We start from the raw sequence: 26727 nt of genomic DNA, 5'->3' as shown, positions 1-26727 counted from the left end.
TGCCTTTCGTCGGGCGCCTTTTGTCAGGCGGCAGGCAGGCGCAGCCGGACCAGCAGTCCGCCCAGATCCTCGCTCTCCTCCAGCGCCACCGACCCGCCATAGATTTCGGCGACATCGCGGACGATGGCGAGACCGAGTCCCGTGCCGGGCTTGCCCGAATCGAGGCGCACGCCGCGATCGAAGATGCGCACCCGGTCGGCCTCGGGGATGCCCATGCCATCATCCTCGACCATGATCTCGACCATCGCGCCAACCCGGCTGACCGTCGCGAACACGCTGCCGCCGCCATATTTGGCGGCATTCTCGACCAGATTGCCCAGCATTTCGTCCACATCCTGCCGCTCGACGCGGACTGCCGCATGCTTGTCGCCGTCCATGTCGACCCGCGCATCCTGATAGAGATGGCGCACCGCGCGCTCGACCGCCTCCAGGCTGGCCCAGACCTCGGCCCGGCTCTGCGCTGCGCCGCGCCGGCCGACGGCGCGGGCGCGGGCGAGGTGATGGTCGACCTGGCGCCGCATCGTCGTCGCCTCGCGCACGACCGTTTCGCCCAGGTCCGGCGCATTGGCGGTCGCGGCGTTCATGATGACGGTCAGCGGCGTCTTGAGCGCATGGGCGAGGTTGCCGGCATGGGTGCGCGCTTCCTCCGCCTGCCGCTCATTATGGGCGAGCAGCGCGTTCAACTCCTCGACCATCGGCAACACTTCGGCGGGCATGGGTTCGGTCACCCGGCTCTTGTCGCCATCGCGCATCTTGATGATTTCCAGCCGCACCTTGCGCAGCGGCCGCAGGCCATAGATGGTCTGCAAGGTGGCAAGCACGATCAGGCCCAGCGCCAGCAGCGCGAAGCTCTTGAACAGGGTGGATCGCAGCGTCTTGATCTGGCCATCGAGGCCCTGGCGCGCCTGTGCGACCATGAACATCCAGCGCGCGTCGGAACCGGGCAGGATGACGCTGCGCTCCATGACGCGCAGATCCTCGCCGGGGAACTGCTTGCTGTCATAGACATGGAAATTGCGGTCGGCATGGTCGCCCGGCACCTTGAGCGCCCGGTCCCACAGCGATCGCGACCGCCAATCCTCATGCCCCTTGGCGCTGATCTGGTAATAGAGGCCGCTATTGGGTTCCAGGAAGCGCTGGTCGGCCAGTTCGCGGTTGAACAGCACTTCGCCGTCCGGGCCGATCTCGGCCGCCGCGATCATCGCGGTCAGCACATAATTCATGCCGTCGTCGAAATTGCGCGTCACCGCGTCCGACAGCACCCGGTCGAGCGCGACGCCGCCGCCCAGCAGCAGCACGCTGATCCACAGCGCGGCAATGCCGATCATGCGGCGGCTGATCGACCCGGTGGACCGGACGGGGGAGGGCGACGGGCTGGCCATGCAAAATGATCCTACACCCGTTCACTGCATACGCAGCCAAGAAACATGGCCGATGGCACGGACCTGTTTGCCTGTCGACTTCGCCCGCAGCGAACGGAGGCGGATGGGACGCGGATCAGCGCCCCGGCTCGTCCAGGCTGTAGCCAAGGCCGCGGATGGTGGTGATGACATCGGCGCCGAGTTTCTTGCGGATGCGCGTCACGAACACTTCGATCGTGTTGGAATCGCGATCGAAATCCTGGTCGTAAATATGCTCGATCAGCTCGGTGCGGCTGACCACCTTGCCCTTGTGGTGGAGCAGATAGGACAACAGCTTATATTCCTGCGCCGTCAGCTTCACCGGATCGCCCTTGAGCGTCACCTTGCCCGAACGGGTGTCGAGGCGGACGTCGCCGGCGATCAGTTCGCTCGACGCGTTGCCGCTGGCACGGCGGATGAGCGCGCGCAGGCGGGCGATCAGTTCCTCGCTCTGGAAGGGCTTGGCCAGATAATCGTCGGCGCCGGCATCGAGGCCCGCGACCTTGTCGGACCAGCTATCGCGCGCGGTCAGCACCAGCACCGGGAAGCTGCGGCCTTCCTTGCGCCAGCGATCAAGCACGGTCAGGCCGTCGATCGTCGGCAGGCCCAGGTCCAGGACCACGGCGTCATAATTTTCGGTCGAGCCCAGGAAATGGCCATCCTCGCCATCGGTGGCGAGATCGACGGCATAGCCGGCACCTTCCAGCGTGTTCCTGAGCTGCTGGCCCAGACTCGGTTCATCCTCGACGATCAGCAGGCGCATAGGGTTCCGTTTCTTGTTATCGACGCAAAGAGGTTGGGCGGCGCGCGGTCAGCGCGCCCAGCCGATGATATCGCCTGTCCGGCCGTCGGCATCAACCCACATCACCTTGCCGTCCTTCACATATTTCAGGCGATAGCGATTGGTGGAGGGGTTGAACTCGCTGCCGACATAGGTGGCGCCGCCCACCTGGGCGTCGACCCGGCGCTTGATCATCGAAAAGGGCATGACCTGGCCGTCCAGCATCGCGCGACGCGCGGCATCCTGTTCGTCACGGCGGCCACCGGCTTCGGCGACCGGTGTCATAAGGGACAGGGCCATAATTGCGGCCAGTCCGGCAGTCAGGCTTTTGGCGATCATTGTCATGGGCATGGCATAGGCGAAGCGCATTGAACAGGTGGTGAATGACCGGTCATTCCGCGCTGGAAAGGAGCGGCCGGGCGAATTAAGCTTGCCAGCCATGCAGAATGAAGATGACAGGCCCGTAGCCGATGCGCCCTTGTGGCGCTCCGTTCCGCGCTGGTGGCGCAGCCATGTAATCCGCGGGATCGATCATCAGGCCGTGCTCGAAAGGGTGCGAGCCGATGATGGCTGGAGCCCCTCCTACGCCTTCATGATCCTGATGTCGGCGGGCATTGCTGTGCTCGGCCTGCTGCTCTCCTCGCCGGCCGTGGTGATCGGCGCGATGCTGATCTCGCCGCTGATGGGGCCGATCGTCGGGCTGGGCTTTGGCCTCGCCATGACCGATGCGCGTGAAATCCGACGGACGATCGTCGCGCTGGCGGGCGGGGCGCTGGTGGCGATCGCGTTCACGGCCTTCATCGTCCTGCTGTCGCCGTTGCAAACGGTGACCAGTGAAATCGCCGCCCGCACCCGGCCCAATCTGTTCGACCTGATGGTCGCGCTCTTTTCCGCGCTGGCGGGCGCCTATGCGATGATTCGCGGCAAGGCCGGCACGATCGTCGGCGTCGCGATCGCCACTGCGCTGATGCCGCCGCTGGCAACGGTGGGCTTTGGTCTGGCGACGCTCAATGCGACGGTCGCGGGCGGTGCCTTCCTCCTCTTCTTCACCAATTTCGTGACGATCGCCCTGGCCGCGGCGATCATGGCGCGCCTCTATGGCTTTGGCCGGCGGCTGTCGCCCAGCCAGAGTTGGCTGCAGATGGTTTTCATAGGCGCTATCTTCCTGGCGCTGGCAGTGCCGCTCGGCCTGTCGCTCGGCCAGATCGCCTGGGAAGCGCGGGCCGCCCGCGATGCCCGCGACGTCATCCGGCGCGAATTTCCCGATGGCGCCCGGATCGCGCAGCTAGACCTGGATTTTGCCGCCAAGCCGCTTGCCGTGACCGCCAGCGTCCTCACCAGCCATTATGAGCGCGACGCCTCCGCGCGGGCCGGCCATATTCTGGGGGACATGCTGGGCAAGCCGGTGGCGCTGGATATCGAACAGATCCGGGTGGGTGAGGGGACGGATGCCGACAATGCCCAGTTGCTCGCCGCCCAGACCGCCCGGCGTGAGGTGCAGGGCCAGGTCGATCGCCTGACCGACCGGCTGGCGCTGGTCGCCGGCGTCAATCCCGATGCGGTGACGGTGGATACCGCGCGCAAGCGGGCGGTGGTGCGGGCGCGGGCTTTGCCGGATGCGGGCCTCGGCGCCTATTGGGCGCTGGAGCGGCGGGCGGCGGCGGCAACGCCCGGCTGGACGATAGAGATTACGCCGCCGACCCTGCCACTGCCGTCGCTGGCGCTGGATGACGAAGGGGCCGTGACGGACAAGGATCGGTTGGCGCTTGTGCTGTGGGCGGCGCAGCGCACCGGCCTGCCGATCGACCTGTCGAGCAAGGGGGAGGGGAATGAGGGGCTACTCAAGCCCTTTGCCGATCGTGGCATCGACGCGCGGTTGATCAAAGGCGCCAGCGCGGACCTTGCGGTGCCGCACTGGCGCGTCGAGGAATGACGGTTTAGCGTTCCAGCGCGTACTGGACCGTCAGGCTGATCGATGCGCTGACCTGACCCGGTTCCACCGGGGTCGGTGCGGCGTCGGCCTTGAAGCGGGCGGCCATCAGCGGCATCGGCGCATTGCCGCCGCTGCTGCTTTCCGAGATCGAGACCAGCCGGGCCGAGCGATAGCCTGCCGCCTGGGCATAGAAATCGGCCTGGGCCTTGGCCGTCTTGAGCGCTGTGGCGCGGGCCTGGGCCTGAAGCGGGCTCGGATCCTCGACCGAGAAGCTGGGGCCGTTGATGTTGGTCGCGCCGGCCTGCACCAGCGTATCGAGCAGCGCGCCGACCTTCTTCGCGTCGCGCACCTTGACGCTGAGCTGGTTCGACGCCTCATAGCCCAGGAAGCGCGGGCCGGACGGCTGGCCGTCGCGGTTGCTGTAATCATATTGGGCGTTGAGGTTGATGCCGCTGGTCTGGATATCGGCTTTGGCGATGCCGGCCTTGGCCAGCGCCGCGATCAGCCCGTCCATCTTGGCGGCATTGTCCTTCATCGCCTGGGTCGCGGTCGGGGCCTTGGTCTGGACGCCGGTGCCGATGGTCGCGACATCAGGCGCGGCCTCGACGCTTTCGGTGACGTTTAACGTCACCACCGGCGCGGTCTCGGCGATGGTGACGCTGGTCTGGGCAACAGCCGCGACAGGCAGTGCGGCGGCGCCGAGCGCCATCAGGGCGAGAGCGGATTTCATGGACATGGTCTCCTCTGTAAGTCCTGCACCCGTTTTTGGCCTGGGTGCGATGAATGGACGCTGTCCTGCGTTGAAAGCCGTCCGACAGCTTTCCGGTTCCACTCTTGCCCCGACGCCCGATAGGCCCTAGCTGCACCGCCATGGCAGCACCCATTCTCTCATTCGAAAATCTCGGCCTCTCGCAGGGCAGCCACTGGCTGTTCCGGCATATCGACATCCATGTCGGCCAGCGTGACCGGCTGGCGCTGATCGGGCGCAACGGCGCGGGCAAGACCACCTTGCTCAAGCTGATCGGAGGGCAGATCGAGGCGGATGAGGGCATTCGTTCGGTACAGCCGGGCGCGCGGGTGGTGACGCTGGAGCAGGATCCGGACGTGAGCGCCTTCAAGACGCTGCATGATTTCGCGCTGGCCGGCGCATTCGCGCCGCCCGCCCATGAGGTGGAGGCGATCGCCGACCAGCTGGGCATCGACCTGTCGCGCGAGGCCGCGACCGCGAGCGGCGGTGAGCGCCGCCGCGCCGCGATCGCCCGCGCGCTGGCGAGCGAACCGGACCTGCTGCTGCTGGACGAGCCGACCAACCATCTGGATATCGCGGCGATCGACTGGCTGGAAAGCTGGCTGGCCCGCTATACCGGCGCCTTCATTGTCATCAGCCATGACCGTGCCTTCCTGACCCGCCTGACCCGCCAGACCTTGTGGCTCGACCGTGGCCAGATGCGCCGCAACGAGATCGGCTTCGGCGGTTTCGAGGACTGGATGGAAGCGGTCTATGCCGAGGAGGCGCGCGCAGCCGAGAAGCTGGACGCCAAGCTCAAGATCGAGGCCCACTGGCTGGAGCGCGGCGTCACCGCCCGGCGCAAGCGCAATCAGGGGCGCCTCGCCAAGCTATGGGAGATGCGCGCCCAGCGTGCCGCGATGCAGGGGCCGCAGGGCACCGCCAAGATCGCGGTGGCGAGCGACGACAGCAAGACCAAGAGCGTCATCAAGGCCGAGCATGTCACCAAGAATTTCGGTGACCGGACCATCATCAACGACTTTTCCCTGCGCGTGCAGCGTGGCGACCGGATCGGCATCGTCGGCGGCAATGGTGCGGGCAAGTCGACCCTGCTCAAGCTGCTGACCGGCGAACTGGCGCCCGATAGCGGCGCGGTGACGCTGGCCAAGACGCTGGACATGATCTTCATCGACCAGCAGCGTAGCCTGATGCAGGGCGACAAGAGCGTACGCGACGTGCTGGCCGAAGGCGGCGACTGGATCGACGTGCGCGGCGTCCGCAAACATGTCCATGGCTATCTCAAGGACTTCCTGTTCGATCCCTCGCTGGCCGAGGCGAAGGTCGGCACCCTGTCGGGTGGCGAGCGTTCGCGTCTGTTGTTCGCGCGCGAATTTGCCCGTGAATCCAACCTGCTGGTGCTGGACGAACCGACCAACGACCTTGACCTCGAAACGCTCGACCTGCTGCAGGAAGTCATCGCGGATTATGACGGCACGGTGCTGATCGTCAGCCATGACCGCGATTTCCTCGACCGCACCGTGACCGTTACACTTGGCCTCGACGGATCGGGCAAGGTCGATGTGATCGTCGGCGGCTATGCCGACTGGATCGCCAAGCGCGATCCGCGCCGCGCGCCCAAGGGGGAGAAGAAGGAGGCTGCGGCCCCGCCGCCGCCCAAGCCGGCCTCGACCAAGCTGACCTACAAGGATCAGCGCGACCTCGACCTGCTGCCCAAGAAGATCGAGGAACTGGAAGCGGCGATCGCCCGCGACGAGGAGGCGCTGGCCGATCCGGCGCTCTATACCCGCGATCCCAAGAAATTCGCCGCGCTGACCGCTGCGATCGAGAAGGTGCGGGCAGAGAAGGACGCTGCCGAGGAACGCTGGCTGGAACTGGCGGAAAAGGCCGAGGGGCTGGGCTGAGGCCCTTGCGCTGCCCCCTGCATCTGATAGCCAACGGGCTGGATGATCTGACAGGGGGCTCCATCATATGACCACGCCGCGCGTCGAGCCGCCACGGCCGCATCATGCCGTTCATTATGTCAATCGGGTCGGTTGGTTGCGTGCGGCCGTGCTGGGTGCCAATGACGGCATCGTGTCGACCGCCAGCCTGATGACCGGGATCGCCGCATCGGGCGCGACGGGCGAGTCCATATTATTGTCGGGCATTGCCGCCTTGGTGGCCGGCGCCATGTCGATGGCGGCGGGCGAATATGTGTCGGTGAGTGCCCAGTCGGACACAGAGCGTGCAGATCTTGCCAAGGAAAAGAAGGCGCTGGCGACGCAGCCTCATGCGGAATGGGAGGAGCTGCGCGACATTTATGTCGAGCGCGGGCTGGACCGGGACTTGGCTGGGCAGGTGGCTACCCAATTGATGGCGACCGATCCGCTGGGCGCCCATGCCCGCGATGAGCTGGGCATTTCTGACCTCAGCACGCCGCGCCCGGTGCAGGCAGGGCTGGCCTCGGCAGCGAGCTTCGCTTGTGGCGCAGCGCCGCCGGTAGTCGCCGCGGCCATCGCGCCGTCGCTGGCCGGGATCAGCGTCGTGCCGGTGTCGCTGCTCTGCCTGTTGCTGCTGGGCTATGTCGGGGCGCGGCTGGGCGGGGCGCGGCCGGGGCGGTCGATGCTGCGTACCTTCTTCTGGGGCGCGCTGGCGATGGCTGTGACGGCGGCGGCGGGGCATCTTTTCGGCGCCGCCATATGATGGCAAGGTCCGCCGCCTGATATCCAAGGGAGACGATGCATGACCGCAATTCAGCAAATACCGCTCAAGACCATCAAGGGCGCCGACGCGACCCTGGCCGATTATGCCGGCAAGGTGGTGCTCGCGGTCAATGTCGCCTCCAAATGCGGGCTGACGCCGCAATATGAGGGGCTGGAAAAGCTCTATGCCGATTATCGGGACAAGGGGCTGGTGGTCGCGGGTTTCCCGGCCAATGATTTCGGTGCCCAGGAGCCGGGCACCAATGACGAGATCGCCACCTTCTGCACCACCAATTTCGGCATCGATTTCCCGATGTTCGAGAAGATCGTGGTCAGCGGGCCGGACAAGCATCCGCTCTATGCCGCACTGACGAGCGCCCTGCCGGAGGCGCAGGGCGATGGCGACAGCTTCCGCGAGCGGCTCAAGGGCTATGGCATGACGCCCAATCCGGTGCCGGAAATCCTGTGGAATTTCGAGAAGTTCGTGATCGCCAAGGATGGCAGCGTTGCGGCCCGTTTCGCGCCGACGACGGCACCCGATGATCCGGCGCTGGTTGCCGCGATCGAAGCCGAACTGGCAAAATAAGCGTCCGACGGGTGGCGTGTCTGCGCGCGCCACCCGTTCTATTCTGCAGCCGTCCCAGAGCGGCGCGTTTTCCCTTTGATTCGGTGAAGTTACGAACCCATGCGACAGGCTATTGTGAAGGCGGCGCTGTGCGGCGCGATGCTGCTGGCGACCACGGCGCAGGCAGCGCTGAGCCCGGCCGAGCAGAAGATTGGCGCCAGCGTCGATGCTGGTCATGAGCCCGCGATCGCCCTGCTGGAAAAGATCGTGAACCAGAATAGCGGGTCGATGAATGTCGCCGGCGTCAAGGCGGTGGCCGACATGCTGCGTCCCGAGTTCGAGGCGCTGGGCTTTACCGTGACCTGGAAGCCGATGGATGCGGTCAAGCGCGCCGGCCATTTTATCGCCGTTCACAAGGGCAAGGTGGGCACGACGAAGATGCTGCTGATCGGCCATCTCGACACGGTGTTCGAGCCGGACTCCCCTTTCCAGACTTTCAAGCGCGAGGGCGACTGGGCGGCCGGGCCGGGTGTCGGCGACGACAAGGGCGGGGTGGTCACGATGCTGCTCGCGCTCAAAGCGATGCAGGCGGCGGGCACGCTGAAGAACGCCAATATCGAGGTGGTGCTGACCGGTGACGAGGAGGATTCGGGCGATCCGGTCTCGATTTCCCGCGCTGACCTGATCGCGGCCGGCAAGCGTGCCGACATCGCACTCGATTTCGAGGGGCTGAGCCGCGAGGACGGCAAGGATATGGGCTCGATCGCGCGCCGCTCCTCCAACAGCTGGACGCTGACCACCAGCGGCAAGTCGGCGCACAGTTCGGGCATCTTCTCGGCCGCCGCCGGTGATGGCGCCGTCTATGAAATGGCGCGGATCATCACCGCTTTCCGCAAGGAATTGCCGGAGCCAAACCTGACCTTCAATGTCGGCCTGATCGGTGGCGGCCAGAGCGCGGACGTCGACAAGGACGGCGTGCGCATCGCCGTGACCGGCAAGACCAACATCATCCCGCCGATCGCCGTCGCCAAGGGCGATTTCCGCACGCTCAGCCAGGACCAGACCGAGCGGGTGCGGGCGAAGATGCAGGCAATTGTCGACAACGGCCATCTGCCCGGCACCGGTGCCAGCATCGCCTTTGATCTGGGCTATCCCTCCATGGCACCAACGGCGGGCAACCGCGCGCTGCTCGGCAGATTGAATGGCATCAACAAGGATTTGGGCCTGCCCGAAATGCCCGAGCTTGATCCGCTCAAGCGCGGCGCGGGCGATATCAGCTTCGTCGCGCAGGATGTCGACGGGCTGGTGGGGCTGGGCCTCGCCTCGACCGGCGACCATAGCCCGGCGGAAAAGGCGGACCTGTCCACCATGCCGCGCCAGGCCAAGCGGGCGGCCATATTGATGACCCGCCTGTCGGCCGAGAAGGGCCGGAAATGATCGTGCCTCGGGCGCCGGCTTCCGCTGGCGCCCGATAGCGGCTACGGAAAGCCATGCTGCCGCCGACCCCGACGATCGCCACCCATATCGGACCCGTGCTGGAGGCGTTGAGCCTGATCGGCACCTTCGTCTTCGGGGCTTCCGGCGCATTGGCTGCCGCGCGCCTGCGCCAGACATTGGTGACCTTTGCCTTCTTCGCCCTGCTGACCGGGGTGGGCGGCGGCACGGTGCGCGACCTGCTGATCGATGCGCCGGTCTTCTGGATCCATGATCCGGCGCCGTCGATTGTCTGCATGGCTGCCGCCATTACCGTCTGGATCACGCCGCGCCGCTGGTGGAGCGACCATGCGCTCGACTGGCTCGATGCGATCGGGCTGGCTGCCTTCGCGGTCTTTGGCGCGGCCAAGGCAATGAGCTTTGGCGTGCCGCCCTTTGTCGCGGGGATGATGGGCGTGGTCACAGGCTGTGTTGGCGGGATCATGCGCGACACGCTGGCGGGCGAGCCGTCGATCCTGCTGCGCCCCGAACTTTATGTCACAGCCGCAGCGTTCGCCTCCGGCCTGTTCGTGCTGTTGCGGCTGGCCGGGCTGGATGTGCCGGTCGCCGGCGTGATCGCGGCGCTGCTGGGATTTGGCCTGCGGGCGCTGGCAATCCGGCGCGGGCTGGGGTTGCCCGCCTATAAGGAGGCGGGCGAGTGATCGGCCTGCTTCGGGACCGTCACTTCCCGTTTCGATATTCCAGCGCCGGCCCCTTGTCGCCCAGCAGCGAGCGATAGACGAAATCCTTGCCGCGCCGGCGATCCAGTTCGGCCTTGGCCTCCGCCAGCGTGTCCGGGCTCTGGAACAGTTGCGCGGCGGTCAGCGCCATCGCCTTGGCGGCGACGACCGCGCCCTTGGTGCCGACGCTGGTGCCGCTGGCCGCGACTGCCTGCCAACTGTGCGGCGGGGTGCCGGGTGCCCAGGTGGCCGCGACCATGCCGACCGTCGGCGTCGTGTAGCTGACATCGCCGACATCGGTGGAGGCGGGGGTCAGGCCGCCGCTGCTATAGGCTTCGACACTGCCGTCGCCCATGCGCGTGCCCTTGGGGAAGCTCGACTGGACCTGGGTGATGAAGGCCTGTTCCTGCCCATTGTAGCTGGGCAGGGCCACCTGTTTCAGATTGTCGTACATGACATGGCCCAGCGTGTCGTTGGGCAGCAGGTCGAAGGTGCCGCCGACCTGGTTGAACTCGACCGTGGTGCCGGTGCCCATGGCCGCGCCCTCGGCCGCCTTCTTCACCCGGTCCATGATGTCGGCGACCACCTGCTGATTGGGGTGGCGGACATAATAATAGACCTCGGCCGTATCGGGCACGACATTGGGCGCCTTGCCGCCATCGGTGATGACATAATGGATGCGAGTTTCCTGCGGCACATGTTCGCGCATCATGTTGACCATGGCGTCCATCGCTTCGACCCCGTCGAGCGCGGAGCGGCCACGTTCGGGCGCGGCGGCGGCATGGGCGGCGGTGCCGTGGAAGCGGAACTTGCCGCTGATATTGGCGAGTGCAGTATTCTGCGACGCGCTGTTGCTGTCGGCGGCATGCCAGTGGATCATCGCCGACACGTCCTTGGTGAGGCCCGCGCGGACGATGAACACCTTGCCCGATCCGCCTTCCTCCGCCGGGGTGCCATAGAGGCGCAGTTCGCCCTTGATCTTGTGCGCGACCATCCAGTCCTTGGTGGCGATGGCGGCCGCGACCGAGGCTGCGCCGAACAGATTATGGCCGCAGCCATGGCCGGCAATGCCCTCGATCGGCTTGCGCACCGGCTCGGCCGCCTGCGGCAGGCCGGGCAGCGCGTCATATTCGGCGAGCAGGCCGATGACCGGACCTTCGCCGGTCCTGAAGCGGGCGACGAACGCGGTCGGCATGCCGGCGATCCCGGCCTCGACCGTGAAGCCGGCGGCCTTCAACTGCTGCTGCAACAGGGCCGAACTCTTGGTCTCCTGAAAGCCGATTTCGGCATAGTTCCAGATCTGCAGGGCGTTCTTGGCCAGCGTATCCGCGCCGCGATCGACATCCGCCATGATCGCCATCTTGTCGCCATCGGCCAGCGGCCCGGCCAGGGCGGGTGCCGATGCGCCGAGCGCGAGGAGGGCGAGGAAGGAGCGGGCGAAGCGTGACATGGATGGATCCCCTGGCTGCATGAAGCGGGGCGGTCAGCACCATTCCCCACTGGTGAAACGGCTTATCGATCAGGGCGATGGATACCACCATCACAAAAGTGAAATTTTTGATGGGGGAAATTTTCGGGCCTGCGTCTCCGACAATGAGAGGGTTTCCGGCCACGCAGCCGGACGAGGGGACAACCTCAAAAGATCAGAGCCCATCCGAAGGGATCGGATGGCGGGAGCCAGGGGAAGACATATGGGTGTGTATCGGAACAAGGGAGCCTGCGCGGCGAGCCTGATCGCCATGGGATGGGCCATGACCGCAGGCAGCGCATTTGCGCAGGACGCCGCCCCGGCGGCGGATGCGGCGGACGGCATCGTCGTCGTCGGCTCGCAGATCAAGGGCGCCAAGATCAACGAGGCGCTGCCGGTCACGGTGGTATCGACCGACGAGATCAAGAGCGCTGCCGCCGTGTCGGGCGACGAGCTGTTCCGTTCGATCCCGCAATTTGGCGACGTCCAGTTCAACAGCCAATATCTGCCCGGCAGCTCCAACGGCGCGCGCGGCGACGTCGGCTCGCTCGACCTGCGCAGCCTGGGCATCGGCAACACGCTGGTGCTGCTGAACGGCCGCCGTGTCGTCGCCCACCCGACCAGCCAGGCCAACGACCAGCTGGTGCCGGTGCTGAGCTACAACACCAATGCCATCCCGGTGAATGGGCTGGAGCGGCTGGAAGTGCTGCGCGACGGCGCGGCCGCCATTTACGGCGCGGATGCGGTGGCGGGTGTGGTCAACACCGTGCTCAAGACCGACTATCAGGGCGCCGAACTGTCGCTGCAATATGGCGGCGCGGAAGGCACCGGCCTGCGCGAGTTCAACGGCAATGGCGTGATCGGCACCAACTTTGCCGAAAATCGTGGCAACATCACCCTGTTCGGCAGCTATGACCATGGCACCGGCCTGGATTCGACCGAGCAATATTATACCGAATCCTCCGACAAGCGCGGCCTGTTCGAGGGGACGGCATTCGAAGGCTCGACCTCGCTCGACGGCCGGTCGACCACCACGCCCTTCGCCAACCTGCGCACCTATGGCAATGTGCCCGTCACCATCAACGGCACGTCCCTGACCAACGCATCGGGCCAGTTCCACCTGCAGCCGACCAGCAGCACGGGCTGCGTCGCGGCGATCGGCAATGATCGCTGCATCCAGAATGGGGCGATGGCGACGGCGGGCGCGGACCGCGACCTGCGTTATGACTCGCTGGCGCAGGGCACGTCGATCATGCCGCGCCTCAACCGCCTCAACCTGTTCATGACCGGCCACTATGACATCAGCGACGATGTCACCTTCTTCGCCGAAGCCGGCTTCTATCGCAGCAAGACCAAGGCACAGCAGAGCCCGGTCGCAACGCTCAGCTCGATCCCCATCTATGTGCCGGCGAGCAACTACTGGAACCCGCTGGGTCAGGCCGTGTTCGCCAACGGCACCGTCAATCCCAACCGCCTGGCCGGCACCAATGCCCCGGCCGCGGGCCTGCCGCTCACCATCAACAATTATCTGTTCGATGACTTCGGTCCGATGAACGTCACCGTGACCAACCAGCAATATCGCCTGCTGGCCGGTCTGCGCGGCGAGTTCAACGGCTTCAACTGGGAAAGCGCGGTCAGCTATTCCGAAGCCTGGGCCCGCGACGTCAGCGACAATATCAGCCGCACCAAGCTGCAGGAATATCTGTCGCTGTCGACCCCGGACGCCTACAACATCTTCGGCACGTCGGTGAACAGCCAGTCGACTATCGACGCGATGCGCGAGGAACTGGTCCGCTATACCAAGTCGACCCTGGCGACCTATGACTTCCGCATCTCCAAGAACGACCTGTTCACCCTGCCGGGTGGCAATGTCGGCTTTGCGGCGGGTATCGAGGCGCGGCGCGAGACCCAGCTCGACGATCGCGATCCGCGCATCGACGGCACCATCACCTATACCGATCCGCTGACCGGCGCGGTCTCGGGCGACTTCGTCAACTCCGCGCTCAACAACGACACCAGCGGCCATCGCGAAGTGTTCGGCGCCTATGCGGAATTCGCCGTGCCGCTGGTTTCGCCGGAAATGGACATCCCGCTGGTGCGCAGCCTGGATCTCCAGCTTGCCGGCCGCTACGAACATTATAGCGATTTCGGCGATGTCGCCGTGCCCAAGATCGCCGGCGCCTGGGAAGTGGTGCGCGGCATCCGCTTCCGTGGTTCCTGGGCCAAGTCGTTCCGTGCGCCGAACCTGGAGCAGACCAACGCGACGGTCGTGACGCGCGCGAACAGCCGCACCGACTATATCATGTGCGAGGCGGACGTTCGCGCCGGCCGCATCACCGACTTCTCGCAATGTTCGCGGGCGCAGACCACCTCGGCCCGGCGTTCGGGTAACCCGGATCTCGATCCTGAACGGGCAAAGACCCTGTCCTTCGGCGTCGTGTTGGAGCCGCCGCTGCCCGACGGCATGGGCCATCTGACCTTCACCACCGACTGGTGGCGGGTGCGCCAGACCGGCCTAGTCGGCATCTTCGGCGAAGGCAATGCGCTGATCCTCGACTATCTGCTGCGCAAGCAGGGTTCGAGCAATCCGAACGTGATCCGGGCCGCGGCGACCGCTTCGGATGTCGAAGCCTTTGCCGGCACCGGCCTGACCCCGGCGGGCGAGGTTCTCTACGTCCTCGACCAATATACCAATTTGCAGCCGCAGACGGTGAAGGGCCTGGATTTCAACCTGACCTATCGCACGCCTGAAACCAGCATCGGCAGCTTCAACTTCGCGGTCAATGCGTCGCACTTCCTGAAATATTATCAGGAACCCTCGCCGGGCATCGCCGAACTGCTGGCGGCGCAGGACGCGGGCGACATCGACGCCGCCGTCAACATCTCGGGCGGCCGCAGCCTGCTGCAGCTCGACCGCAAGCCCAAGTGGCGCGGTTCGGCCTCGCTCACCTGGTCGCTCAATAATGTGACGGTCGGCGCCTTCGCCCAATATACCGGCAAGGTCTATGACACCGGCCTGATCGACGCCGACGGCGATTACTGGACGGTCAAGGCGACCACCACGGCGAACCTCTATGGCCAGTATCGCTTCACCGAGGGATCGCTGAGCGGCACCAGCATGCGCATCGGCGTGCGCAACCTGTTCGACAAGGCGCCGCCGCTGTCGTCCAGTGGCTATCAGGGCCAGCTTTATTCGCCGCTGCGTCGCTATTGGTACTTGAACGTCAGCCACAAATTCTGATGCCTCCTGGGGCACCGGCCATCGCGCCGGTGCCCATTTTTTGCTTTCGGGACATGTTATTGATGAAATCGCTGCGCGCGCTGCCGCTTGTCGCCCTGATGATCCTGAGCGTGCCGGCCGGCACCGCGCTGGCCCAGCCCGCGCCGGCGGCAAGTCCGGCCCCGGCCAGCCTGTTCACGCTGGCGGGCGGGCAGAAGATCGTCCTGCCCAAAGCGGGCGCCAATGGCGTCATCGCCCGCTATCTCTACACCCCCTCGATCGCGGGCGGCCTGGGCGCAGCCGAGATCGGCCTGGATCGCGCGCGGCTGGGCGAGACGCAGGTGCTACTGTTCCGCAAGGTCGGCAACAAGGTGCTGGCCGAGTTCGAGAATTACCGCTTCCGCGCGCTCAATGGAGACGCCGGCGAGGAGCAGGCAGTCGCGCGCTCCTTCTCCAATTCGCCGATCTGGTCGGGCGATATTGTCAGCGAAGATGACAGGGGCATCACGCTCGATCTGTCCGGCCTGCTGATGCGCGATGCCTTTGACGTTGCCGGGCGGCTGAAGGCGACCAAGGCCGGCAATTTCAAGATTGCGCCGGCGCTGTCCTATGTCGATCCGGCGCAGAGCCTGGCCTTCCCGGACAATGTCGAGTTCGAGGCGGCACTGACCTTCACCAGCGACGAGCCGGGACGCAGCATCGAGCGGGTGTTGCCCGATGCGCGCGGGCTGACGGTGCGGGTGCATCACAGCTTCATCCGCCTGCCCGATGCCAATTTCCACACCCGTGCCCATGACCCGCGCACCGGCACGTCGGTCCAGGTCATCCGCAACAATTATGCCGCCGCGCTGGACGAGCCGATCGTCACCCGGCTGGTGCGCCGGTTCCGGCTGGAGAAGACCGATCCCAATGCCGCGCGTTCGGCGGTCAAGAAGCCGATCATCTTCTATGTCGACCGCGCCGCGCCGCAGGCGATCCGCGATGCGCTGAAGGAAGGAGCCCAATGGTGGGCGCAGGCGTTCGACGCCGCCGGCTTCGTCGACGCCTTCCGGGTCGAGGAACTGCCGGTCGGCGCCAATCCGATGGACGCGCGCTACAATGTCATCGCCTGGGTCCATCGCGAGACGCGCGGCTGGTCGACCGGCACCACCATCGTCGATCCGCGCAGCGGCGAAATCGTGCGCGGCGTGGTGCAGCTGGGATCGCTGCGGGCCTGGCAGGACAAGCTGATCTTCGAGGGGCTGGCCGGCGCATCCAGGGAAGGCACCGGCGCCAGCGATGACCCGATCATGCTGGTCAAGGCGCGGCTGCGCCAGCTCGCCGTGCATGAGGTCGGCCATGCGCTGGGCCTGTCGCATAATTTCGCCGGTTCGACCTTCGAGAACCGGGCGTCGGTGATGGACTATCCTGCGCCGCGCATTGCCGTGCGGGACGGCGCGCTCGACTTTTCCGACGCCTATGCCACCGGCGTCGGCGCCTGGGACAGGTTCGCGATCGACTGGCTCTATCGCCAGTTCCCGGCCGGCACCGACGAGAAGGGCGCGCTCGACGCCATGACCCGCGCGGTCCAGGCCAAGGGCTATCGCTTTGTCGCCGATGGTGACACACGCGGCGATGGCGATGCCCAGCCCTGGGGCAATATGTGGGATGACGGCACGGATGCCGCCGCGCAGTTGACCCATATCATGGATGTGCGCCGGATCGCGCTCGACCGTTTCGGGCTCGACAATCTGCCGGCCGGGGCGGCCGCCGCCGACCTGCGCCGGATGATCGTGCCGATCTATCTGTTCCATCGCTATCAGGTAACGGCCGCGTCGAAGCTGATCGGCGGGGTGGATTACAGCTATGCGGTGAAGGGCGACGGCCATGAGCAGGCGCTGCCGGTCGACGCCGCGCAGCAGCGGGCGGCATTGCGCGCCCTGCTCGCGACGCTCGATCCCGCCGCGCTCGATCTGCCCGATCGCCTGTCACCTTTGCTGTCATCGATCCAGTCGGGCATGAGCGACCGCCAGACCGACATCGAACTGCTGCCCGGACGCACCGCCGCCGCCTTCGACTGGGCGCGCGCGGCCGAAGTGGCGGCCGACGGCAGCTTCATCGCGATGCTGGCGCCCGAGCGGCTCAACCGGCTGGTGGCGCAGCATGCCGCCGATGCCGGCCAATTGTCGCTCGACGAATATCTGGGCGCGATCGACGATAGGGTGATGGCCGCTGGGGCAACGGGCCGGCAGGCGGAAATCGCGCGGCAGGTCCGTGCCCGCTATGTCCTGCGCCTCATCAGCCTGGCCGATGACAAGCAATTGTCGTCGACCGCGATCGCGATCGTGCGGGCGCATATGGAAAGCCTGGCCGAGCGCCTCGGCAAGCGTGGCGCTGCCGCCGACGCCGCGCATAATCGCTATCTCGCCACCATGCTGACCGCCTCGCCCGAGGAGCGCGCCAAGCTGGCCGAGCCGATCGCGCCGCCGCCGCCGATCCCGCCGGGCGCGCCGATCGGCAGCGATGCCGAATGCTGGTTCTGCATGCCGACCGTGTCGGCGACCGAAGAATAATCATTGCCTTTGAGGGGGAAGTCCCATGCGTAAATCTGTTGTCACTGCTCTGCTGGCCTCGGCCATTGCCTTGCCGATCGCACTGCATTCCGCCGCCTCCGTCTCGGCCCCGGCCGATGGCGGCACGGTCGCCATCGTCGGTGCGACCATTTTCGACGGCACTGGTGCTGCGCCCGCGCCCGGCACCGTGCTGATCCAGGATGGCCGCATCACCGCCGTCGGCGCCGATGTGAAGGTGCCGCGCGGCGCCAGGGTCATCAACGCCAAGGGCAAGGCGCTGCTGCCCGGCTTCTTCGACGTCCATACCCACTGGACCGCGGGCGGCAGCCCCAGCACCTTCCCGCAGATCGCCAATGCCTATGTCGCGGCCGGCGTGACCACGGTGAATGATTTCAACGAGGCGCCCGAGGCGTTCGCGCCGCTGCGCGCCTGGCTGGGCCAGATGAACGCGCCTCATGTCCGCTTTGCCGCGCGCATCAGCACGCCCGGCGGCCATGGCGCCGACTGGGCCGATCAGGCGACCACCATCTGGGTCAACACCCCCGCCGCCGGCAAGGCCGCGATCGAGAGCCTGGTGCCCTATCAGCCCGATCTGGTGAAGATCTTTTCCGACGGCTGGCGCTATGGCGTGTCGCCCGACAATACCAGCATGGACGAATGGACGCTGAAGGCCACGGTCGAGGCGGCCCATGTCCAGAACTGGCCGGTGCTGACCCACACCGTCACCGTCGATCGCGGCCTGGTCGCGGCGCGGGCGGGCGTGGATTCGCTCGCCCATGGCCTGCAGGACCGGCCGATCACCGCCGAGGAAGTCGCCGCGATCAAGCAGAGCGGCATGGCTATGGCGCCGACCCTGGCGGTCTATGATCCCTATAAGCGCGGCGACGTGAAGGCGGACGATCCGCGCCTGAAGCAGACCTTCCGCAAGTTCGGCTTTGCGCTGGGCAATGTGAAGGCGCTGTTCGATGCCGGCGTGCCGATCGCGCTGGGCACCGATGCGGGCATGCCGGGCACGCCGCATGGTCCGTCGACCCTGCACGAGATGGAATTGCTGGTACAGGCCGGCCTGACGCCCAGCCAGGCGCTGGTCGCCGGCACCCAGACCAGCGCGAAGATCATGCGCATCGATGCCGATCGCGGCACCATCGCGGTTGGCAAGCGCGCCGACATCGTGCTGATCGACGGCACCCCCTGGACCGACATCAAGGATGTTTACAAGGTGTCGCAGGTGCTGATCGACGGCAAGCTGGCCTATGGCGCCGGCGCCCCGGCGCTGCCCGCCGCCAACAAGACCGACCGTCTGCCCTCGATCAGCGTGCCTGCGCTGATCGACGATTTCGAGCGCGACGATCGCCGCTCGTCGATCGACACGCTGCGCGTCGACACGCCCGATGGCGGCATCGACCGGTCGGTCGAGATCACCCAGACGGTGCCGCGCGACGAAGGCGGCAAGGCGCTGTCGCTGTCGGCGCGCATGGCGGTCAAGGAAGCGGCCTATGCCGGCTTTGCCATTCCGCTGAGCCGCGGGTCGATCACCCCGGCGAAGATCAGCGGTTACAAGGGCCTGCGCTTCGAGCTGAAGGGCGACGGCGCCTACACCGTTCGCCTGAACGGCCTGGACGGCGTCTGGGAAGCGCAGGTGCAGGGCGGCGCGGGCTGGGCTGCGGTCGAGGTGCCGTTCAGCCAGTTCAAGCCGGTCGAGCGGCGCGGCAAGGTCGGCCCGGCCTTCACCGGTGACGGCATCACCCAGGTCGAGTTCGGCGGATCGCGCGGTCCCGGCAAGCGCATGTGGTTGCAGATCGACAATGTCCGCTTCTACTAAGGGCTGACGGCCTATTTCAAAGGGCGCGATCGAGCATCGCGCCCTTTCCTCTTTCTGCCCGCTTACGACCAGATATCTGGAGAGATTGCATGAAACCCCATTGGCTTTTCCTGTCGGGCGCGCTGTTGTTGCAGGCGGTTCCTGCTGCGGCTCAGACCACCGCCCAATCCGGCACGCCGACCCCGCCCGAGCGCTTCTTCAAGCAGCCGCCGGGGACCGACTATTATCTCGCCAACTACAGCGAATATGAGGCCTATCTCCAGAAGCTGGCGACCCAGAGCGACCGGATGAAGCTGGTCGACATCGGCAAGAGCGCGGAAGGGCGCAGCCAGTGGATGGCGATCGTCTCCTCGCCCGCGAACCTGGCCAAGCTGGACGCGTATCGCGCCATTGCCGAGAAGCTGGCCCGCGCCCATGGCGTGGACGAGGCGCAGGCGCGCACGCTGGCGGCGCAGGGCAAGTCGGTGGTCTGGATCGACGCGGGCATGCACGCGACCGAGACGGTGACGTCGCAGGGGCAGATCCAGGTGCTCTACCGGATGCTGACCCAGTCGGACCCGGAAACGATGCGCATGCTGGACGACTGCATCATCCTGTTCGCGCATGACAATCCCGACGGCATGGAACTGGTCGCCAACTGGTATATGCGTTCGGCCGATCCCAAGAAGCGCGAGATGGCGACGCTGCCGCGCCTCTACCAGAAATATATCGGTCACGATAATAACCGCGACAGCTTCATGGCGGCGATGCCCGAGACCGAGAATGTCAATCGGGTGCTGTTCCGCCAATGGTATCCGCAGATCGTCTATAACCAGCATCAGACCGGGCCGGAGGGCATGGTGGTGTTCGTGCCGCCGTTCCGCGATCCGTTCAATTTCAATTATGACCCGATCGTCATGGCGCAGCTCAACGAAGTCGGCTTCGCCATGCATTCGCGCCTGATTTCCGAAGGCAAGGCGGGGTCGGGCACGCGCAGCGCGGCGCCCTATTCGACCTGGCACAATGGCATGGAACGGTCGGTCGCCTATTTCCACAACAGCATCGGCCTGCTGACCGAGATCATCGGCGGGCCGACCCCGGCGAAGATCCCGCTGGTGCCATCGACCCAGTTGCCGCGCGGCGACGAGATGATGCCGATCGGCCCGCGCGACTGGCATTTGCAGGATTCGCTCGACTATCAATGGACGCTGGACCGCGCGGTCATCGACTATGCCTCGCGCAATCGCGAGCGGCTGCTGTTCAACATCTGGAAGATGGGCGCCAACAGCATCGAGAAGGGCAGCAAGGACAGCTGGACCATCACCCCCTCCAAGGTCGACCGGCTGGCCAATGCCAAGGCGCTCGATGAAGGGCGCGGCCCCAAGAAGGTCGATCCCGGCCTCTACAAGACAATGCTGCAGGCCCCGGCCGAGCGCGATCCGCGCGCTTACATCATCCCCGCCGACCAGCGCGACATGCCCACCGCGATCGCCTTCCTCAACGCGCTCATCAAGAATGGCGTCGAGGTGGAGCGCGCCGACGCGCCGTTCCAGGCGGGCGGCAAAAACTATGCCGCCGGTTCCTATATCGTGCGCACCGATCAGGCCTATCGCCCGCATGTGATCGACATGTTCGAGCCGCAGGACCATCCGCACGACACGGATTTCCCCGGTGGTCCGCCCAAGGCGCCCTATGACATTACCGGCTATACTTTGGCCTATCAGATGGGGGTCGGCTTCGACCGGCTGCTCGACGGGCTGGACCAGCATTTCACCCCGGTCCCCGACCTGCTGGCGCCGCCGCCCGGCCGGATTGTCGGCCAAGGCAAGGCGGGCTGGATCGTCGGCCATGAAAGCAACAACAGCTTCATCCTGACCAACCGTCTGTTGAAGGCCGGGGTGCGTCCGGCCTGGCTGAAGCAGGCGGTGAGCGCCGATGGCGAGGCGATGCAGGCCGGCGCGATCTGGATCCCGGCATCGGCCGGCGCGCAGAAGATCGTCGGCGACGCGGTGACAGGGCTGGGCCTGACCGCCCATGCGCTCGATGCCGCGCCGCAGGGCGAGCGCATTGCGCTCAAACCCCTGCGCATCGGCCTGGTCGATCGCTATGGCGGCAATATCCCGACCGGCTGGACCCGCTTCCTGCTGGAGAAGTTCGAATTCCCGTTCGCGCCGGTCTATGCCAAGCGTCTGGATGCGGGCAATCTGGCGAAGGATTATGATGTGCTGTTGTTCGCCGACGGCGCGCTGCCGCCGAGCGGCGCCTGGGGAACGGCCCGCGCCGGCAAGCAGCCGGACGTCAAGGATACGCCGGCCGAGTTCGTGCCGATGCTGGGCGATCTGACCGACGCCAAGACGGTGCCGGCGGTCGCGGACTTCGCCCGCAATGGCGGCGCGGTGGTCGCGATCGGCAATTCGGCCCGCTTCATCGACCTGCTCGGCACGCCGCTGAAGCCTGCATTGTCCCGCGAGGTGGAGGGGGCGATGAAGCCGCTCGACACCAAGAGCTTCTTCATCCCCGGATCGATCCTGCGCGCGCGCGTCGATAACCGCCAGCCGCTGGCCTATGGCCTGCCCGATCAGGTGGACATGTTCTTCAACCGCTCGCAGACCTTCGTGACGGCGAATGCCACCCCCTATGGCCAGGTGTCCTGGTTCGAGGGCCGCGACCTGCTGCGCAGCGGCTGGGCCGTGGGACAGGAGAAGCTGGCCGGCACGATCGCCGTCGCCGATGTCGATGTCGGCAAGGGCAAGCTGCTGGTGATGGGGCCGGAAGTGGCACAGCGCGCCCAATCCTATGGCACGTTCAAATTCCTGTTCAATGCGCTGCTCTATGGCGCGGCCGATCGGAAATAAGGAAAGGAGCGGGGCATCATCGGACGCCCCGTTCTTTCGGATCAGCCCCGGACGGCGCAGTCGCCGGGGATGATCTGGTCGCCGCGGGTCAGGACGATCCGGTCGGCGCTACGCGCTACATGCACCAGCCCCTGCTGCTCCAGCGCTTCGGCCAGGCCATCGGCATTGTCGATGTCGAACACGCCGCTGATGGCGATATGGGCGGCATCCTCCTTCACCTCCAACCGGCCCGAGCCATAGCGGTTCATTTCCGCCGCGACGTCCGACAGGCAGCGGCCGGTGAAGACGATGCGGCCGTCGCGCCAGGCGCTTTCGCGGGTCACGTCGACCGGATCGACCGAAACGCTCTGATCCTTCTGCGTCAGCCGCATGCCGGCGGGCAACAGGGTGGCGCGGCTGCCATCGCGCGTCCGGGCAGCGGTGACGACGCGCACCAGCCCTTCGGTCGTTGTCACCTGTTCCCGGCCCGAAAGGCGCGACACGTCGAAGGCGGTGCCGACCGCCGTGGCCGTGAGCTTGCCGGCCGATACGCTGAAGGGGCGGCTCTTGTCCTTTTGGACGGCGAAATAGGCGCGGCCCGATTCCAGCGCGACCGCCCGCTTGTCGGTGGAGAAGGCAAAGCGGATCGCACTGTCGGCGTCCAGGATCACGCGCGATCCATCGGGCAGCTGGATATTGCGGCGGCGGCCGGCCGGGCTGAACAGGCGCGTGCCCGTCGCCCGTGCCACCTGTTCGCCGGACAGGGCAGGCGGCACGGGATGGTCGGCAGGCCGGCTGGTGAACCAGAGCGTCGCCGGCACCGCCAGCAGCGCGGTCAGCGAGGCCGCCAACAAGGCCGCGCGCCACGGGCGGCGACTGGTGGATGGCGCAGCGGCTTCGCTCTGGCGCGTCTGCATCTGGGCGAGCATCGCCGCGATCGCATCATCCTGTACCGCAGCGCCGGCGACGTCCCAGCTCCGCTCGACCGCGTCCATGGCCGCGCGATGCGCCGGGGCCGCGTCGCACCAGGCGGCGATCGCCGCCCGCTCGGCGGATGTCGCCGTGCCGGACTGCAACCGCGCCCAGTGGGCGGCGGCGATGTCGAAGGGGTCGTCCCCGTCCTGGGTCATGAAGTGACCGCTATCCTATCGTGCCATGCGCCGGGCGATATGCGCGACGGCCTTGGCGACATGTTTCTCGATCGCGCTCACCGAAATGCCCAGCCTTTCTGCAATATCGCCATAGGCCAGCCCTTCGTAGCGCCGCATCAGGAAGATGTCGCGGGTCCGTTCCGGCAGCTCTTCCAGCGCGCGGACGACCTGGGCGATCTCTTCCCTTGCCTGTAAGACGCGGTCGGCGGTCCGTTCCTCAGCAGGATGATCCTTTTCCGTCAGTTCATCATGCCCCTTGGCATGACGGACCTGATCGCGCCGCGCCTGATCGCGCAATACGCTGGACGCGGTGCGGAAGATATAGCCTTCCAGATTGTCGATGCCGTCGGGCGACTGGCGCACATGCATGCGCAGCATCACGTCCTGCACCAGGTCATCGACGATATGGGCGCTGGTGACGCGGCGGGCGAAATAGCGGCGCAGCGCCGGGATATAGGCGGAATAGTCGGTCGCCCTGTTTTCCGCCCCGCCCGGTTGCGGCAACGACGATCCTGATAGACGGTTCAACCCCGAAACCCCTTGTCCGCGCTTTCAAACCCCTTGCGGGCCGCCCCGGCGACCCGCATCACCAATGCCGGTCCCAGCTCAGCAGGATCGATCGCGGTCCTGAACTGAACGTTTGACCGACCCCATATCCGTTAGTCACCGCGCGCAAATTCGCGACGCGGTTGAAAATATTGCGCGCGCGCAGCGACAGGCTGGTCCGTTCCCGGCGCCAGCTGACCCCCGCACCGAACAGCGAGAAGCTCGACGTCTCGACGAAATCGGGATCCTCGCGGGTGAAGGTGGACCAGGAACCCGACTGATATTGCCAGTCACCCTCGACCGTCAGCTGGCCATGGCCGCCGACCGACCAGCTGCGCGCCAGGCTGGCCTGCAACCGGCGATGCGGTACGAAGGGGATGCTGTCGCCCTTGTCGGCGCCACCGACCAGCGGCGCGGCGTCGGACACGCGGGTCAGGTCGGCGCGGATCAGGCTGGCTTCCAGCCGGGCGGTCAGGCCCGGCAGCGGCCGGGCGACCAGTTCGAACTCGGTGCCCAGGATCATCGCATTGCCGACATTGACCAGATAGGCGTGCGAGCGATTTTCCGACAGCGCCCGATACTGCATGTCGCGCCAGTCGTTCATATAGGCGGTCAGCGTCATCTCGCTGTCGCGTCCCAAATGCAGGTTGAAGCCGAGTTCAGCGCCCCACAGGCTGTCGCCATCATAGGTGCGGCGATCGGGCAGCAGCACCGAGGCCGTATTGACCCCGCCCGGCCGGATGCTGCGCGTCAGCTGGGTATGCCAGCTCGCCCCCGGCGCGATCGGCAGGTCGATATGGACGCGGGTGCTGAGCCCGCCCGACCGGCTGACAGCGCGCGGCCAGGAGTCGATCGATCCGCTGAGCAGATTGGGCACGACCACGTCATTCTGCGATGCGACGCGATAATCATCATAGCGCAGCCCGAGCGAAACCAGCAGATCATCCTCCCGATAGGAGAGCGTGCCGAACAGCGCCGCCTGATCGCGGCTGATCGCCAGCCGGCGCGCGCCGAACAGTTCGCCGGTCACATCGGGATCGCCGCTGTAGGAGGAGAGTTCGCTGCGCAGCCGCTCGCTCCGATGATCGATCAGCACGCCCGCCACCCAGCCCAGCCCGTGGGCATTGTCATGGCCCAGGCGCAATTCCTGCAGGATGCGGGTCGACACGATCGGAATATGCAGCAGCGATGGCGCGAGGCCGGCGGCATAATCGGCGAACTGCTGCGTCTGCGCCGGATCGCAGGATGGACTGTCGAGCCCGAAAAAGCGTTGGCAGGCTTCGGGATCCTGCCCCTGCAACATGGTGGCGTTGGTCCGATCATAACGCCGGTCGAGCGACCAACGATAGGCGGCGGTGATGCTGGTCAGGCGGACCGGGCCGCCGCCATAGCCGATCTTGAGCCGCCCCATCAGGAAATCATGGGTGGTGGGCGCGGCGAAATAGCGGTCGGTGCGATAGGGGCCGAGCGACTGGAACCAGGAGGACGCATCGGCAATGCGGCGATGCTGCCAAGTGAGCAGCGCCGATATGTCGAGATCGGGCTGTGGCACGGTCCGGGCGATCAGGCGCAGCCCCGATATGTCGTCGTCATTGACGTTGCGCGCGCCGGTGCGGACATTGTCGACATAGCCGCCCGCGCGGCTGGCATAGGCGGTCGTGCGCAGGGCGGCGCGCTCGCCCAGCGGGATATTGAGCGTGGAGGAGGCCGACAGGTCGGGCTCGCCGCCCTGCTGCATGCCCAAGCCCAGGCTGGCGCCGCCGCCCCATTGGCCCAGATGCGGTTCTTCCGGCGCGATCTCGATCTCGCCGGCAAGCGCGCCGACGCCATGTTCGGCGCTGCGTGCGGTGCGGGCGATGCGGACCTGCGCGCACGACCAGCGACAGGTCGCTGGTCGTGCGCGCGGCGTCGCTGCCGGTGCCCGACGGGCCGGCGATCGGCACGTCGCCGAAATAGACCAGGGTGGTCGATTCCCCCGCCATGCCGACGCCGCGCACGACCAGCGCGCGCTGACCGGCATTGCCCGGCTCGCTGCTGATACCCGGACTAGCTTCGACCAGGGCGGCAATCCCCGCCGCGCTGGGCCGCAGCCGCAGGTCGCCGGCAAAGCTGACCGGATCGGTCCGGCGCTGCGCGGTGACGATCAGCGGGCGGGCCGGGGGCAGGGGGGATGGGAGGGGGGCGGCTGCAATGTCGGCTGTGCCGCGGATCGGGGCGGCCGGCTCGATCAGGATGACATGGGCGTCCGTCTCCCGGAAGGTCAGGCCGCTACCCTTGAGCAGCCGGCGCAGCGCGCTCGAAAAGGACATGGTGCCCGACAGCCGGTGCGACGTGGCCGAATCGGCAAGGGCGGAGCGGAAGACGATCTGCCGGCCTGCCTGCAAGGCGAGCTGCTGGATCGCGGTTTCCAGCTTCTGACGGGGGATATCGAATGCCGTGTCGCCGCCGTTGCGCGCGAATGCCGGGGCGGGGATGAGGGGCATGGCCAGGAATAGGGGCGCGCCGATTGTCGCGATCCGGCGCAGCGCATGCCGCCCCGGCCGCGCGACACCGGCTCTTTTGCACCTTCGTATCACGGACACGCCTTATTCTTCCGACCCGATGTCCAGAACGAGCGACCCCCCACTTTCCATCACGGAATATCGGGTGCCGCGACGGGAGATTGCGCAAATTGTGCAAAGGTCATGAACTGTCCCCAGGACGCGACGCCGGTTTCGACGCTGCTGTCCCGTCAATGTGGAAGGAAGCGCATGACGTCGTCGTCTTTGCGGAAGCGAGGGCGATGGGATCGCGGCCGGATTGCTATCCGAAAGGGGCAGGGGCGTGAATTAAGTTATTCTGTTCCTTCTACAAGTCGGCCTCGTGGCGCGGCCTCCAGGGCATGCAGGCGGGGC

At 66.4% G+C, this 26727-nt stretch carries 19 protein-coding genes; 10 read left to right on the top strand and 9 right to left on the bottom strand.

Translation table 11 applies throughout. The features are described from left to right. Window positions 1–23: 23 nt before the first annotated feature. The 3 genes from ACUCV3_RS25755 to ACUCV3_RS25745 form a co-directional block, all read right to left on the bottom strand. Window positions 24–1328 carry a sensor histidine kinase gene (locus tag ACUCV3_RS25755; RefSeq protein ID WP_482241351.1) on the bottom strand — a complete coding sequence of 435 codons (1305 nt, stop codon included), beginning with the start codon at window positions 1326–1328 and terminating at the stop codon, window positions 24–26. Window positions 1329–1497: 169 nt separating this feature from the next. Then, window positions 1498–2163 carry a response regulator transcription factor gene (locus ACUCV3_RS25750; RefSeq protein WP_004207541.1) on the bottom strand — a complete coding sequence of 222 codons (666 nt, stop codon included), beginning with the start codon at window positions 2161–2163 and terminating at the stop codon, window positions 1498–1500. A gap of 48 nt (window positions 2164–2211) precedes the next feature. Then, window positions 2212–2550, bottom strand: a complete 339-nt coding sequence (locus ACUCV3_RS25745) for a hypothetical protein (RefSeq protein ID WP_004207540.1) — start codon at window positions 2548–2550, stop codon at window positions 2212–2214. A 70-nt stretch (window positions 2551–2620) separates the two neighbouring features. On the opposite strand from ACUCV3_RS25745, the gene ACUCV3_RS25740 reads away from it, so the two are divergent. Next, a complete protein-coding gene (locus ACUCV3_RS25740; RefSeq protein WP_482241347.1) occupies window positions 2621–4114 on the top strand; it encodes a DUF389 domain-containing protein in 1494 nt (497 codons plus the stop codon). A 4-nt stretch (window positions 4115–4118) separates the two neighbouring features. On the opposite strand, the gene ACUCV3_RS25735 is transcribed toward ACUCV3_RS25740, so the two are convergent. Further along, window positions 4119–4844 carry an SIMPL domain-containing protein gene (locus ACUCV3_RS25735; RefSeq protein WP_482241346.1) on the bottom strand — a complete coding sequence of 242 codons (726 nt, stop codon included), beginning with the start codon at window positions 4842–4844 and terminating at the stop codon, window positions 4119–4121. Between the two features lie 140 nt (window positions 4845–4984). Here ACUCV3_RS25735 and ACUCV3_RS25730 point away from each other — a divergent pair, with 140 nt between their 5' ends. From ACUCV3_RS25730 to ACUCV3_RS25710, 5 genes are all read left to right on the top strand, one after another. Beyond that, window positions 4985–6763, top strand: a complete 1779-nt coding sequence (locus ACUCV3_RS25730; RefSeq protein WP_482241345.1) for an ABC-F family ATP-binding cassette domain-containing protein — start codon at window positions 4985–4987, stop codon at window positions 6761–6763. A 67-nt stretch (window positions 6764–6830) separates the two neighbouring features. After that, entirely contained in the window at window positions 6831–7544 is a 714-nt protein-coding gene (locus ACUCV3_RS25725) for a VIT1/CCC1 transporter family protein (RefSeq protein WP_097383550.1), read from the top strand. Window positions 7545–7583: 39 nt separating this feature from the next. Further along, a complete protein-coding gene (locus ACUCV3_RS25720; RefSeq protein WP_482241344.1) occupies window positions 7584–8129 on the top strand; it encodes a glutathione peroxidase in 546 nt (181 codons plus the stop codon). 99 nt (window positions 8130–8228) lie between these two features. After that, the gene (locus ACUCV3_RS25715; protein WP_279729881.1) at window positions 8229–9545 is read left to right on the top strand and encodes a M20/M25/M40 family metallo-hydrolase; all 1317 of its coding nucleotides are present in this window, start codon (window positions 8229–8231) and stop codon (window positions 9543–9545) included. Window positions 9546–9598: 53 nt separating this feature from the next. Further along, window positions 9599–10243 carry a trimeric intracellular cation channel family protein gene (locus ACUCV3_RS25710; RefSeq protein WP_004207533.1) on the top strand — a complete coding sequence of 215 codons (645 nt, stop codon included), beginning with the start codon at window positions 9599–9601 and terminating at the stop codon, window positions 10241–10243. Between the two features lie 19 nt (window positions 10244–10262). Here the strand turns inward: ACUCV3_RS25710 and ACUCV3_RS25705 are convergent, their stop codons facing one another. Beyond that, a complete protein-coding gene (locus ACUCV3_RS25705) occupies window positions 10263–11711 on the bottom strand; it encodes an amidohydrolase (RefSeq protein ID WP_279729882.1) in 1449 nt (482 codons plus the stop codon). A gap of 301 nt (window positions 11712–12012) precedes the next feature. Between ACUCV3_RS25705 and ACUCV3_RS25700 the strand changes: the two genes are divergently transcribed. The 4 genes from ACUCV3_RS25700 (at window position 12013) to ACUCV3_RS25685 (ending at window position 22157) form a co-directional block, all read left to right on the top strand. After that, window positions 12013–14970: a TonB-dependent receptor domain-containing protein gene (locus tag ACUCV3_RS25700; RefSeq protein WP_482241343.1), complete on the top strand. Its 2958-nt coding sequence runs from the start codon at window positions 12013–12015 to the stop codon at window positions 14968–14970. A gap of 62 nt (window positions 14971–15032) precedes the next feature. Then, window positions 15033–17501: a zinc-dependent metalloprotease gene (locus ACUCV3_RS25695; protein WP_482241342.1), complete on the top strand. Its 2469-nt coding sequence runs from the start codon at window positions 15033–15035 to the stop codon at window positions 17499–17501. 25 nt (window positions 17502–17526) lie between these two features. After that, a complete protein-coding gene (locus ACUCV3_RS25690) occupies window positions 17527–19323 on the top strand; it encodes a CIA30 family protein (RefSeq protein WP_279729885.1) in 1797 nt (598 codons plus the stop codon). Window positions 19324–19412: 89 nt separating this feature from the next. Next, entirely contained in the window at window positions 19413–22157 is a 2745-nt protein-coding gene (locus tag ACUCV3_RS25685) for a M14 family metallopeptidase (protein WP_279729886.1), read from the top strand. Between the two features lie 41 nt (window positions 22158–22198). Here ACUCV3_RS25685 and ACUCV3_RS25680 read toward each other — a convergent pair whose 3' ends face one another. The 4 genes from ACUCV3_RS25680 to ACUCV3_RS25665 form a co-directional block, all read right to left on the bottom strand. Then, complete coding sequence (locus ACUCV3_RS25680; protein WP_482241341.1) at window positions 22199–23266, bottom strand: FecR family protein; 1068 nt, start codon at window positions 23264–23266, stop codon at window positions 22199–22201. A gap of 15 nt (window positions 23267–23281) precedes the next feature. Next, on the bottom strand, window positions 23282–23791 hold the full coding sequence (locus tag ACUCV3_RS25675) for an RNA polymerase sigma factor (protein ID WP_004207526.1): 510 nt from the start codon (window positions 23789–23791) through the stop codon (window positions 23282–23284). A gap of 82 nt (window positions 23792–23873) precedes the next feature. Continuing rightward, window positions 23874–25385 carry a TonB-dependent receptor domain-containing protein gene (locus ACUCV3_RS25670; protein WP_482241350.1) on the bottom strand — a complete coding sequence of 504 codons (1512 nt, stop codon included), beginning with the start codon at window positions 25383–25385 and terminating at the stop codon, window positions 23874–23876. Between the two features lie 37 nt (window positions 25386–25422). After that, window positions 25423–26415, bottom strand: a complete 993-nt coding sequence (locus tag ACUCV3_RS25665) for an STN domain-containing protein (protein WP_482241340.1) — start codon at window positions 26413–26415, stop codon at window positions 25423–25425. Between the last annotated feature and the right edge of the window lie 312 nt (window positions 26416–26727).

It is taken from the genome of Sphingobium sp. VMM (assembly GCF_056790315.1).
Note: the sequence above shows the minus strand (reverse complement) of the source record. Positions and strands in the feature narration are given on the sequence as shown.

Bases quoted from the DNA above. Each gene is read 5' to 3' on its own strand.
- ACUCV3_RS25745 (WP_004207540.1), bottom strand. From the start codon at position 2,550: ATGCGCTTCGCCTATGCCATGCCCATGACAATGATCGCCAAAAGCCTG.
- ACUCV3_RS25740 (WP_482241347.1), top strand. From the start codon at position 2,621: ATGCAGAATGAAGATGACAGGCCCGTAGCCGATGCGCCCTTGTGGCGC.
- ACUCV3_RS25725 (WP_097383550.1), top strand. From the start codon at position 6,831: ATGACCACGCCGCGCGTCGAGCCGCCACGGCCGCATCATGCCGTTCAT.
- ACUCV3_RS25690 (WP_279729885.1), top strand. From the start codon at position 17,527: ATGCGTAAATCTGTTGTCACTGCTCTGCTGGCCTCGGCCATTGCCTTG.
- ACUCV3_RS25710 (WP_004207533.1), top strand. From the start codon at position 9,599: ATGCTGCCGCCGACCCCGACGATCGCCACCCATATCGGACCCGTGCTG.
- ACUCV3_RS25695 (WP_482241342.1), top strand. From the start codon at position 15,033: ATGAAATCGCTGCGCGCGCTGCCGCTTGTCGCCCTGATGATCCTGAGC.
- ACUCV3_RS25715 (WP_279729881.1), top strand. From the start codon at position 8,229: ATGCGACAGGCTATTGTGAAGGCGGCGCTGTGCGGCGCGATGCTGCTG.
- ACUCV3_RS25735 (WP_482241346.1), bottom strand. From the start codon at position 4,844: ATGAAATCCGCTCTCGCCCTGATGGCGCTCGGCGCCGCCGCACTGCCT.
- ACUCV3_RS25730 (WP_482241345.1), top strand. From the start codon at position 4,985: ATGGCAGCACCCATTCTCTCATTCGAAAATCTCGGCCTCTCGCAGGGC.
- ACUCV3_RS25685 (WP_279729886.1), top strand. From the start codon at position 19,413: ATGAAACCCCATTGGCTTTTCCTGTCGGGCGCGCTGTTGTTGCAGGCG.
- ACUCV3_RS25750 (WP_004207541.1), bottom strand. From the start codon at position 2,163: ATGCGCCTGCTGATCGTCGAGGATGAACCGAGTCTGGGCCAGCAGCTC.
- ACUCV3_RS25755 (WP_482241351.1), bottom strand. From the start codon at position 1,328: ATGATCGGCATTGCCGCGCTGTGGATCAGCGTGCTGCTGCTGGGCGGC.
- ACUCV3_RS25700 (WP_482241343.1), top strand. From the start codon at position 12,013: ATGACCGCAGGCAGCGCATTTGCGCAGGACGCCGCCCCGGCGGCGGAT.
- ACUCV3_RS25720 (WP_482241344.1), top strand. From the start codon at position 7,584: ATGACCGCAATTCAGCAAATACCGCTCAAGACCATCAAGGGCGCCGAC.
- ACUCV3_RS25680 (WP_482241341.1), bottom strand. From the start codon at position 23,266: ATGACCCAGGACGGGGACGACCCCTTCGACATCGCCGCCGCCCACTGG.
- ACUCV3_RS25705 (WP_279729882.1), bottom strand. From the start codon at position 11,711: ATGTCACGCTTCGCCCGCTCCTTCCTCGCCCTCCTCGCGCTCGGCGCA.